The organism is Streptomyces sp. NPDC057702 (assembly GCF_042799315.1).
In the GTDB taxonomy this organism is placed as follows: domain Bacteria; phylum Actinomycetota; class Actinomycetes; order Streptomycetales; family Streptomycetaceae; genus Streptomyces.
The window spans coordinates 207,976-219,271 of the sequence record NZ_JBHVJC010000008.1 but is presented as its reverse complement, the minus strand read 5'-3'; the positions used below and the strand labels follow the sequence as shown (position 1 = coordinate 219,271).

Genomic DNA, 11,296 nt, shown 5'->3' with positions numbered 1-11,296 from the left:
GAGCCCTCCCACATGATCGACCACGCTCCTCGACCCTGTCCGGTTTCGGCCCCGCGGCGGTAGCCTGGGCAGCGGGGACACGAGGGGTACACGGCACCACGAGTACGCTGCAAGGTGACGAAGGCGGGGGAATGGCGATGGTGTCCAACGCGGCGGAATGGGTTGTGGGGACGGCCGAGTTATCGCACGAGACGCGGGCCGAGATCAGGCGCCAGTTCATCGGCCGACTCTCGTCGGCGGGCAGTCCTCTGGTCGGTGAGACCTCCCTTCGTCTGCTGCTGTCCCGGCAGGTCGATCTGCTGCTGCGGGATCTCGGTCGGGGCGCCCCGGCCGACGGGGGGCGGCGGACGCGGCCGAGCGAGGAGTCCCTCCGAGGCGCGGCCGAGTTCAGCCGGCGACGCGCCTGCCTGGAGATACACCCCACCGAGACCGTGCGTGCCGCCGGCCTGTTCTACGAGCTGGCGCTGCCGGTGCTGCTCCGCGAGCGGCCGGCCGGCGCGGCCTCGCCGGAGGCGGCGCTGGAGGTGGCCCTTGACCTGCACGACGCGGTGATGACCCAGATCGCGCTCGGCTGCGTGGGGTACATCACCTTCCTGCGCGAGAAGATCCACAGTTCGCACCGGGACGAGCGGCGTCGGATCGCCCGGGACCTGCACGACCGGGTCTCGCACGAGATCCTGGTGGCGCTGCTGAGCACCGAGTTGTGCGACGGGGCGTTGGAGCGCGATCCGGAACTCGCCCGGACCCGGCTGAAGTCGACGGAGCACGCGCTGCGCGAGGCCCTTCAGGTCATCAGCGAGCTCTCCGGTGAGCTGCGCGACTCGACCTCGGGCACGGACCTGGAGCGATCGTTGGGGCAGTTCCTCGAATCCGCCATTCCGGAGGACGTCGAGGTCGACTTCGCCACCACCGGAGACGTCGGCGCGCTGCCCACCCCGGTCACGGAGGAGCTGTACTACATGCTGCGGGAGGCGGTCCGCAACGCGCTGCGGCATTCCGCTCCGCGGCGCATTCGGATCACCCTGCGGGTGTCGGAACTGCTGGTCCAGGCGCTGGTCTCCGACGACGGCAGGGGCTTCGACCTCTCGACGGTCTCGCGCGCGCGGCATGACGGGCTCACCTCGATCCGCGAGCGCAGCGAACTGCTGGGCGGCAGCGCCAGGATTCGCAGCACGGTGGGTGGCGGCACGACCGTGGGCGTGTCCATCCCGCTGGTCAACTGGTAAGCGATGGGCGAGAACGCGGAGCGTGCGAAGCGCACCCGGGCGATCGTGGTCGATGACCACACCCTGTTCCGGGAGCTGCTGGTCGACCTTCTCGCCAGGGAAGCCTGGCTCGACGTGGTGGCTCAGGGTGACAGCGGCCCCGCCGCCGTGGCGCTCGCCCGCCAACACAGCCCCGACATCGCGCTGTTGGACGTCCAGATGCCGGGCCCCGGCATCCGCGAGACCATCCTGGAGATCCACCGGCACTGCCCCCGGACCCACTGCGTCGTGCTGACGATGCGCGACGACCCGGTCCTGCTGCGGAAGCTGATCGACGACGGCGCCGCCGCCTACCTGCTCAAGTCCGTCTCCAGCCGCGAGTTGCTGGCCTCCATCCACGCGGTGATCGCCGCCCCGGACCGCATCCACCTCTCCATCTCGCGCGACATGATCAGGGCGCTCGACCCGCCGGGCACCAGCGCGCCGCTGCTGTCCGCGCGCGAGGTGGAGATCCTGCGACACGTCGCGGAGGCGCACAGCAACGCGGAGATCGCCGGCGAGCTGTTCCTCGCGGAGACGACCGTCAAGCGCCATCTGACCAACATCTACCGCAAGTTGGGCGCCACCTCCCGGGTGGACGCGATTCGTCGGGCTCACGAGGCGGGGATCCTGGAGCCCTATCCGTAGCCGTCGCGGGCGGACGCGGGCGACCGCGCGGGCCAGGGCCCTCGCGGTCGGCGGGCGGCGTGTCGGCGGAGCCATCCGGGGTGGGTCAGGACTCGTGTGGCAGGGAGAGCTTCAGCCGGTAGGAGCACGCGCCCGTGTGCGCCATCTGGCACAGCCCCACCCCGGGGTCGATCTCGGCGGGCAGGCCCATGGCCTGGAGCCAGCCTGTCAGGCGCTCCCCCGGACCACAGTGGTAGATCTTGTCGATCCCGGCGCGCTGGACACCCTTGTGGGCGAAGCAGGTGGACACCGCCAGGTGCTGGACGCCGTCCTCGAAGGTCTCCCGGGCCGCGAACAGCGAGCCCAGGTAGAGGTCCACCGCCGTCTGGAACAGGCGGCGGTACTGCTCGACGGTCTCGACCTTCTCGACGCCCAGGCCGCGCATCAGCCGCACCATCTCCTGCCGTCCGAACTCGCGGACCACCTCGATGTTCGCCTCGTTGGCCCCGTCGATGCCGCGCTGGGTCGCGGTCTGGTAGAACCAGAGCCCGTCGGTGGCCATCCAGGAGCGGCGCAGCAGTTCCTCGCGCTGCTCGGACGTCAGGCTCTCCGGCGTCTTCGGAGCGTCGGTCATGGCGTGTCCCTCCGGGTGTGTGGGCCGTCTCCCGTGGTGGCCCCTTCCTCGGCGTCCACCAGGGCTCGCGTGCCGTGGCGACGCAGCTTCCCGCTGGAGGTCCGGGGCAGGGTGCCCCGACGGACCAGGATGACCTTCCGGGGCGAGATGCCGACCGCGTCGGAGACGGCGTGTCGCAGGTGGCCGACGAGTTCGGCCCGTACCGCCGGATCAGCCTCCTTGGTCTCCGCGACCAGTGCAAGCCCCTCGCCGTCGGCCGAGGTGAGGGAGGTGGCCAGGACGGCGTGGTTGGCCACCCCGGGCACCCGGCCGGCGACCAACTCGATGTCGCTGGCGTAGTAGTTCTGTCCGAAGACGATGATCACCTCCTTGGTGCGGCCCACGATGAAGTACTCGCCGTCGCGTCGCAGCCCCAGGTCGCCGGTGGAGACCCAGCCGCCCGGGTGCACGGTGTCGCGGCCGGCCTCCTCGCCGGCCTCGTAGCCACGGGTGACGGCCGCCCCACGGATGTGCAGCTCGCCCACCCGGTCGTCGCCGGTGAGCTCGCTGCCCTCGGCGTCCACCAGTCGCACGTCGGTGTCGGTGACCGGGGTGCCGACCGAGACCAGCTCCCGGACCGAGCCGTCACCGCCGCCGCCCGGCTCGACGGTCGGTCCCGAGGGCGACGGGTGGGCCGGCGGCGGGACGGCTTCGACCACGCCGTCGGCGAGCGGCCCCCGGCGTACCCACAGGCTGCGTACCGGGCGTCCCAGGGGCGGGAAGGTGACCGCGAGGCTGCCTTCGGCCAGGCCGTAGACCGGCAGGAAGGCGGTGGGGCGGAAGCCGGCCGGGGCGAAGTGGGCGCTGAACCGGCGCAGCGTGTCCGGGTCGATGGGCTCGGCGCCGTTGAGGGCGACGCGCCAGGAGGACAGGTCGAGTGCGCCCACCTCGGCGGCGGGGATCTTGCGCAGGGCGTACAGGTAGCCCGAGTGCGGGGCCGTGCTGGCGGTCGCCCGGTGGCGGCTGATCAGGCGCAGCCACCGGCCGGGGTCGCGCAGGAAGTCCTCGGGTGGCAGCAGCAGGGTCTCGGCGCCGTTCAGGACGGGCGTCAGGAACATCCCGATCAGCCCCATGTCGTGGAAGAGCGGCAGCCAGCTGCAGGAGACCTCGGCCGGGGTGACGCCCAGCGCCGTGCCGATGGCCCCGACGTTGGCGAGCAGGTTGGCGTGGCTGAGCACCACGCCCTTGGGGTGCGCGCTGGTCCCGGAGGTGTACTGGATCAGGGCGGGTGCCTGGGCGGGTACGTCGGCGTAGTACGGCTCGGCGGCGGCGAGTTGGGCCACGTCCAGCACCTCGAACTCTCCCCCGACGCCGCCGAGCGTCGGGGCGAGCAGCTTGCCCAGCGCGGCGTCGGAGACCACGACCCGCACCTTCGACTGGCGCATGGCCAGGGAGATGCGGCCCAGGTGGATGTCGAGCGAGGCGAAGCGCACCGGCGGCGGCAGCGGTACCGCCACCGCGCCGGCGGCCAGCACCCCGAAGAAGGCGCGGGCGAAGTCGACGGAGGTGGGCAGGGCGATCGCCACCCGGTCGCCCCGCTGGACGCCGTGCTCCCGCAGGCCCTGGGCCAGGGCGCCGGCCTGCTCGTACAGCAGGTCGAACGGGACGCGCTCGACCTCCTCCTCGCCCCGGAAGAGGCGGATGCCGTGGCCGGTCGTGTCGCCCGCCACCGTGGCGAGCGCGCGGACCAGGCTCACGCGGCGGCTCGCTGCTGGTACAGCTCCGCCACCAGCTTCTGGAACTCGCCGATGGTCTGGATGCGGAAGGTGACATCGTCCTCGATCTCGATGTCGAACGCCTTCTCGGTCTTGAGGATGATCTGGAGCACCCGCATCGAGTCGACGTTGGGCAGGGCGCGGAAGTGCTGGTCGCCCGAGAGGCCGGCGACCGGGGCCTCGATCTCCTGGGCGATGATCTCAAGAACCTGCTGGTTGACGTCCATGGTGGTTCATTCCCCCTGGTGGGCGGTTTGGTTGACAGGTGGGTTGGCGGGTGGGCCGGTGACGGGGCCCTCGCCGGGCGGGGTGGCGGGTTGGTTGGCGGCGCGCAGTGCGGTGACGAGCCTGCTGGGCAGGTGATCGCGTCGCTCGGTCAGGACCTGCTCGGTCAGCAGCCGGAAGGTGCCGTCGGCCGCCGCGACCAGGTCGCGGCCGTGCAGCAGTTCACCGCTGGCCCGTACGGCGTGCTCGTCGCGCCGGGTGATCTCGGCGCGGGCGGTGTACTCGACGCCGGTCTCCATGGGCTTGCCGTAGCGGATGCGCAGGCCGGTGGTGAACGCGGAGATCCAGCCGGCCCGGTAGACGGCCTGGGCCAGGGTCTCGTCCAGGATGGTGGCGACGATGCCGCCGTGGATGACGCCGGGGAAGGACTCGTAGTCGGCGCCGAGCGTGAAGCGGGTGGCGAAGCCGCCGCCGTCGGGCTCGAAGGCCAGCCGCAGACCGATGGGGTTGTGCTGGGCGCAGCCGAAGCAGTTGGACGGGTTGTCGGTCCGCGGGTCGAAGGATGCTGACTCCGGCAAGCCTCTCAACTCCTCGTGCGGGGTGGGCGTGGTGCCGTGGTCGGCCCCGGCCGACAGGGGCCGGGGCCGACCCGGAACGCGGTGGACGGCCGGGCCGCCGGACGGGTGGCCGGTGGGCCGGGACGGTGTGGTGGTGGGTCAGACGAGCGAGCGGAGCTTGCGCTTGATGTCGCGCGAGGACTCGATCGAGTCGTCCCCGACCAGGCGGCGCAGCATCTGGAGCACCTTGCCGTCGGCGGCGTCCGTGGCGTCCTGCTTGACGGACTCGATACGACGGATGCCCTTGGCCGAGGTGGAGTGCGGGTAGAAGTGGCCGGCCGGGTGCTTGAGCCCCTCGCTGCGGTCGGCCAGCCAGACGTAGGCCATCTTCAGCGCGGCGATCTGGCTCTCGCGGTTGCTGTCACACAGCTCCTGCGCGAAGACGAAGAAGGCCCGCGCGTGCCGTGACTCGTCGCGGCCGAGCAGCTTCCAGATGTTGCGGACCACGGGCTCCTTGGTCTCGGCCGCCAGGCACCGGTAGAGCTCGGCGGCGCGGGCCTCGGAGATGATGTTCATCATGAGCGTGCCGGTGCGGGTGTCGCCGATCGGGTACGGCTCGCGCTTGTACAGCGCGTGCTTGGAGCGCACCTTGATGCCCAGCTTGTCCAGGCAGCGCGCCTGGACCAGCGAGTGCCTGGCCTCCTCGGCCCCCCAGCTCAGCGCCCAGGAAGAGAAGCTGGTCTCGCCCTGCCACTCGCGGAGGAAGTTGTGCGCCCCGGGCAGGGTGCCGAACTCGATGATGGCGGCCTCGGTGAGGAAGTCGACCTCCTCCGGGTTCATCAGCTCCGGGTTGAGCCGGTCCAGGTCCAGCTCGCGCCAGTCCCAGCGGGTGGTCTCGAACCAGTCGAAGATCTTGTTCCAGGTCATGTCGAGGTAGAAGTCGGTGTACAGCGGGTCCAGGACGAGCGAGTTGTACGCCCGCAGCCCGATCTCGACCGTGTCGGTGAACCCGAACCCCTCCAGCGCCGAGGGGGCCACGATGTCCTCGACGTCCAGGGCCTCGGCCCAGCCGGGCACGGGCCCGCCCGCCGCGTCACCGACGACGAACACCCGGGTCTTGGTGAACTCCGGCTTGCCGCGCAGCTTCCGTACGGCCTGCGGTATCGAGCCGCCGTCGCCGCCGACGTAGGCGACGGCCAGTTCGCTGCCCGGCTCCAGTTCGTGCAGGTAGCGCTCGAAGGTGTCGGGCTGGGAGCGGTCGAGGGCGACCTCGCCGAAGCGGGCCAGGGAGAGCTGCTCGGCGAGCGTGGTGCCCGGCAGGCAGTCGACGAAGACGATGCGTGTCTTGCTCATGGGGTTTCCCTTCCGAGTGGATGTGCTGCGCGCTCTTCGACGGGCCCGCCGGGACCTCGCCCGGCGGCGGGCCGGGGCGTCATGCCCAGGGCGGTCACAGCGCCGAGCAACAGGAGCGCTCCGATGACGACCCAGGCGTGGACGAAGGCCCGGTGCATCGCGTCGTAGGTCAGGGGGGTGCCGAGGATCGCGACCAGCAGGCTGATCCCCAGCACGCTGCCGATCTGCCGGCTCATGTTGACCACGGCGCTGCCCGTGGAGAACCGGGACTCGGGCAGGCCGGAGGTGGCCGAGGCCAGGACGGTGGGCAGCGCGAGGCCCACGCCGGCGCCGCCGATCAGCCAGCCGGGGAGCAGCTCGGTGGCGTAGTGCGGCTCTCGCCCCACGCCCAGGGCCAGGGCCGCCGCGCCGACGGCGCACAGCACGCACCCCGCGGCGGTCAGCACGCCGGGCGCGTAACGGGTGGCGAGCTTGCCGGCGACGGCCGCGGCGAGCGGGACCATCAGCGGGCCGGGCGCGATGCCCAGGCCCGTGCGCAGGGCGGAGTAGCCCCACACCTGCTGCATCCACAGGATGCTGGTCAGCAGGTTGGCCGCGAACGCCGCGGTGAAGGTCAGGGCCGTGATGTTGGCCCAGGCGAAGGCGCGGACGCGGAGCAGGGCGGGTTCGATGACGGGGGCCGGGTGGCGCAGCGAGCGCAGCCAGAACGCCACGACGCCCACGCCGGCGAGCGCCAGCAGCGCGGAGGTGAGGCCGGCCGACCAGTCGTTGACCTGGACCAGGCCGAGGGCCAGCAGCCCGATCGAGGCCGTCAGCAGGGCCGTCCCGACCAGGTCGGGCAGTCTGCGCGCGGTGGCCTCGCGGGACTCCGGCAGCGTCCGCACGGCCACCACCAGGGCCAGTACGCCGATCGGGATGTTGATCAGGAAGACCCACCGCCAGGAGGCACTGACCAGCAGCCCGCCGAAGACGGGGCCGGCCGCCGCGGCCAGCGCCGCGCTGGCCGACCAGATACGGACCGCGCCCTGCCGCCGCTCGGGCGGGAAGACCGACAGCAGCAGACCGAGGCTGGCCGGCGTCAGGGCGGCGGCGCCCACCGCCTGGAGCACCCGGAAGGCCACGAGCGTCCACAGCCCGCCGGCCAGTGCGCAGGCGGCCGACGCGGCGGTGAACAGGGCGAGGCCGTGGACGAACACGCGCTTGCGGCCGAGCCGGTCGGAGAGCCGACCGAACGGGACCAGGAGCGCGGCGAAGACGATCGCGTACCCGTTGAGCACCCAGGAGAGGTCCGCGAGCGCGGCGCCGTCGAAGTCGCGGCTGATGGCGTCGAAGGCCACGTTCACGATGAACAGGTCGAGCCCGGCGACGAAGGCGGCCACGGAGAGCACGGCCAACGACAGACCGAGCCGCCCCGAGGGGGCCGCCGCTGTCGGGGACGGCCGCGCCGTGGGTGGCGTCGGCTGGTCCGGCTCGAACTGGGTCGACACGGTGAGCGGCTCCCGGTGGCGCGGGGTGGCGACGGGGGCGGACGCCTCCCGTGGTGTGGTCCCCCAGCCCACGCGAGGCGCTTCGGTGCCGCAACCCGCCGTGGCGGGGTCGGTCCCTCCCGCCGCGCGGCAGCGCCCTTCGTGGGAGCGGCCACTGCTACCTGGGTAGTAGTGGCCGCCTACGCCACCCGCCATGACCGGCCCCGGATCGACGGGCGGGCGAGCCCCCGCCGCCGCCCGACCTGACGCCGCCGCGCGGGGCCGCCGCCCGGACCCGCCTCGCCGCTCGGCCGCGCACCGGCAGTCGGAGTCGCACCGCCGGCCGGGTCGGCGGCCGTCGGGGGGCGCGCCCCTTTCGTCGGGCTCAGGGCGTCGCCCCAGGCCAGCCCCCACCCCGGCTCGGATTCCCGCCGCCCCGGCTCGGATTCCCGCCGCCCGGGCCCGGGTCCCGCCCGGGCGGTACGGCCTCGCCCGGGCACGCGCCGACGTCTCGGGACGGTGCCCGCCGCACGGGCCGGGACCGCTGGCGGAGCCGCCGCGTCCGGCGGGGGCGGGCCGGTGCCCGAGCGGGCCCCGTGGCACGCGCGGGCGGTTGCCGCGCGGGGCTCGTGCCTCCGGGTACGACTTTCGTCGCGGGGCGGCGCGCCGAACGGCGGGTGTGGGGGACGGACGGGTGTGTCTAACGTGACCGCGTGACTGGTGTGCAAGGTGTGGTGAAGAGTCGCCCGGAGTGGGCGACGGGGTGGGGCCGGGCGGCGGCGTGGCTGACGGGACCCGTCAGGAGGCTGTTCGCGCGGGACATGTGGTCCCCGCGCCGCGTCGTGGGCGAAGTCCTGCTGAGCGTGATCGCCGGGCTGCTGGCCGCGCTGGCCGAGGTGGCCTCGTCGGGCGGTGCGCCGCGGGTGGTGGCGGTCGCGCTGGCCGCCGCGCTGATCGCGCCGCTGCGCCGGGTGCTGCCCGCGACCATGCTGCTGGTGGTCTCCCTGGTCGGCTCGAACGAGTTTCCCGGCCTGGCGCCGCTGGTGCCGGTGCTGGCGTGGTCGGCGGGCCGGCGCGTCCTCGGGGTGGGCCGGGCCGTCGCCACCTTCACCGCCGCCTACCTCATCAGCCTCGCGCTGACCCTCGTCGCGGAAGTGCCCTACTCGCCGACGGCCTGGGGGCTGGCGGCCGTGGTGCTGCTGGTGTTCGTCGTGGTGCCCGGCCTGGTCGGCCGCTACTCCGCGCAGCGCCGCACCCTGGCGGACATCTTCCGGGAGTACGACGCCCAGGTGCTGCGCGAGCGCGAGATGACCGTGGAGCAGGCGCGGATGCGCGAACGCCAGCGCATCGCCCAGGACATGCACGACAGCCTGGGCCACCAGCTCGTGCTCATGGCGGTGCACAGCGGCGCGCTGGAGGTGGACCGGGAGCTGACGGAGCACCAGCGGGCGGCCGTGGGCGTCCTGCGCGAGGCGTCGGTGACGGCGATGCACGAGCTGCGGGAGGTGGTCGGCCTGCTGCGCGATGGCACGACGGCCCCCGGGCCGACGGGCGAGAGCGAGCCCTCCCGGCGTGGGGTGGCCGGCATCGAGGCCCTGGTGGCCACCTCGCGGGGCGCGGGCACCAGCGTCGAACTGCGGAGCACCGGCCAGCCGCGCCCGCTGGCCCCGGCCGTCGACCACGCGGCGTACCGGGTGGCGCAGGAGGGGCTGACCAACGCGCACAAGCACGCGCCGGGCGCCGCGATCACCCTGTCGCTGCGCTACGAGCCGGACTCGCTGATCCTGGAGGTCGCCAACGAGCCGCCGCCCCCGGGGGCCGGCGACGGCGCGATCAGCGGCGGTCAGGGGCTGACCGGTCTCAGCGAGCGCACCCGGCTCGTCGGCGGCATGGTGCACGCGAGCCCGACCCTGGCGGGCGGCTTCCGGTTGGCGGCGGTCCTGCCGTACGCCGCGCCCGAGGGCGGCGCCCCGCCGGCGCCGGCCCGGGGTGCGACGGCGACGTTCGGCGCCCGGGCCGACGACGTTCGACAGCGGTTTCCCCATGGTGTGCGCGGCGGCGGTCCGGTCATGGACACCCACGGGCTGCCGAGGGAACTGGTGAGGGCGATGCGGGGGAAGCGGCGACGCAACGGCGTGGCGATCGGGTGCGCGGTGGGCGGCGGACTCGGGCTGATCCTGCTGGTCGCCGGCGGCCTGGGAGTGGCGTACCTGATGAAGGAGGCCGAGAACTCCATGATCGACCCCTCCGAGTACGAGGCGGTGCGGGTGGGTCAGTCCGAGGCGGAGGTGCGCGACCGGTTGCCGGACGGGAACTCGTTCCTGGCCGGCGACCTGACCAAGGGGGCGCCGCCCGAGCCGGCGGGTGCCACGTGTCTGACGCTGATGTCGTCGGACCTGGGTGGTTGGGACACGGAGCCGGTGTTCCGGTTCTGTTTCCGGGGCGGCAAGCTGATCGAGAAGAAGTCCTTCGACGTCGATGCCTGAGCCTGGCGGGGCGGGGTGACCTAGCTGGCCGGGCGGGCCAGCCCGCGCGGCGAGCGGGCCGGCGCGGTGCTGGTCCTGTGGCCGGGGCGGGGCTGGACGGCGGGCGCGGGGCGTCCGGCGGGCCAGCCCGCGGGGCGGGTGGGCAGGGCGGTGCTGGCCGTGTGGGCCGGGCGGGGGGCGCGATCGGGGATGATGTCCCGTAGCCGCATGGATGATCGTTTCGAGACAGCCGGGAGTGTCGTGATCAAGGTCCTCGTCACCGATGACGAGCCGCTCATACGCGCGGGCATCAGGATGATCCTGGCCTCGGCGGAGGACATCGACGTCGTGGCCGAGGCGGCCAACGGTCGCGAGGCCGTCGAACGGGCCCGCGCCGGCCGGGTGGACGTCGTCCTGCTCGACCTCCAGATGCCCGTCATGGACGGCCTGACGGCCCTGGCCGAACTACGGCGGAGCGTCCCGGAGACCAATGTGCTGATCCTGACCACGTTCGGCGAGCAGCGGAACGTGCTGCGCGCGCTGACCGAGGGCAGCGCGGGGTTCCTGCTCAAGGACTCGGCGCCGGCCGAACTCATCGGCGCGGTACGCGCCGCGGCGGCCGGCGACGCCTACCTCTCGCCCTCCGCCACCCGCCACGTCGTGGACTCGCTGGCCTCGGGCCAGAGCGCGCTCCGCGCCGAGCAGGCCCGCGACCGGCTGGCGGCCCTCTCCCCTCGGGAGCGGGAGGTGCTGGCGCTGCTCGGCGAGGGCCTGTCCAACGCGGACGCCGGCCAGCGGCTCCACATGAGCGAGGCCACGGTCAAGACGTACGTGAGCCGCATCCTGGCCAAGCTCGACTGCGAGAACCGGGTACAGGCCGCGCTGCTGGCCCGCGACGCGGGCCTGGGCGTCTGAGCCCCCGCCCGAGCCGGTCGACTTCGCGCGCGGGCGGTGGCCGCGCTGGCCCCACG

10 protein-coding genes are annotated in these 11,296 nt (G+C 73.4%); 4 read left to right on the top strand and 6 right to left on the bottom strand.

Annotated elements, in window-relative coordinates:
• Positions 1–131: 131 nt before the first annotated feature.
• Both ACFVFR_RS08445 and ACFVFR_RS08440 read left to right on the top strand, forming a co-directional pair.
• Entirely contained in the window at positions 132–1,226 is a 1,095-nt protein-coding gene (locus ACFVFR_RS08445; RefSeq protein WP_383698918.1) for a sensor histidine kinase, read from the top strand.
• Positions 1,227–1,229: 3 nt separating this feature from the next.
• Positions 1,230–1,892, top strand: coding sequence for a LuxR C-terminal-related transcriptional regulator (locus ACFVFR_RS08440; protein WP_383698917.1), 663 nt, complete (start codon positions 1,230–1,232; stop codon positions 1,890–1,892).
• A gap of 85 nt (positions 1,893–1,977) precedes the next feature.
• On the opposite strand, the gene ACFVFR_RS08435 is transcribed toward ACFVFR_RS08440, so the two are convergent.
• The 6 genes from ACFVFR_RS08435 to ACFVFR_RS08410 form a co-directional block, all read right to left on the bottom strand.
• A complete protein-coding gene (locus tag ACFVFR_RS08435; protein ID WP_383698916.1) occupies positions 1,978–2,505 on the bottom strand; it encodes a DUF6125 family protein in 528 nt (175 codons plus the stop codon).
• The gene (locus tag ACFVFR_RS08430; protein WP_383698915.1) at positions 2,502–4,241 is read right to left on the bottom strand and encodes a fatty acyl-AMP ligase; all 1,740 of its coding nucleotides are present in this window, start codon (positions 4,239–4,241) and stop codon (positions 2,502–2,504) included. Before ACFVFR_RS08430 ends, ACFVFR_RS08435 begins: the two co-directional genes overlap by 4 nt.
• Entirely contained in the window at positions 4,238–4,486 is a 249-nt protein-coding gene (locus tag ACFVFR_RS08425) for an acyl carrier protein (protein ID WP_383698914.1), read from the bottom strand. The genes ACFVFR_RS08430 and ACFVFR_RS08425 overlap by 4 nt, the downstream gene beginning before the upstream one ends.
• A gap of 6 nt (positions 4,487–4,492) precedes the next feature.
• Complete coding sequence (locus tag ACFVFR_RS08420) at positions 4,493–5,062, bottom strand: PaaI family thioesterase (RefSeq protein ID WP_383698913.1); 570 nt, start codon at positions 5,060–5,062, stop codon at positions 4,493–4,495.
• A gap of 138 nt (positions 5,063–5,200) precedes the next feature.
• The gene (locus ACFVFR_RS08415) at positions 5,201–6,394 is read right to left on the bottom strand and encodes a ferritin-like domain-containing protein (RefSeq protein WP_383698912.1); all 1,194 of its coding nucleotides are present in this window, start codon (positions 6,392–6,394) and stop codon (positions 5,201–5,203) included.
• Complete coding sequence (locus ACFVFR_RS08410; protein ID WP_383698911.1) at positions 6,391–7,881, bottom strand: MFS transporter; 1,491 nt, start codon at positions 7,879–7,881, stop codon at positions 6,391–6,393. Before ACFVFR_RS08410 ends, ACFVFR_RS08415 begins: the two co-directional genes overlap by 4 nt.
• Positions 7,882–8,573: 692 nt before the next feature.
• Between ACFVFR_RS08410 and ACFVFR_RS08405 the strand changes: the two genes are divergently transcribed.
• Positions 8,574–10,346, top strand: a complete 1,773-nt coding sequence (locus tag ACFVFR_RS08405) for a sensor histidine kinase (RefSeq protein WP_383698910.1) — start codon at positions 8,574–8,576, stop codon at positions 10,344–10,346.
• Positions 10,347–10,586: 240 nt separating this feature from the next.
• Positions 10,587–11,240, top strand: a complete 654-nt coding sequence (locus ACFVFR_RS08400; RefSeq protein WP_383698934.1) for a response regulator — start codon at positions 10,587–10,589, stop codon at positions 11,238–11,240.
• Positions 11,241–11,296 lie beyond the last annotated feature (56 nt).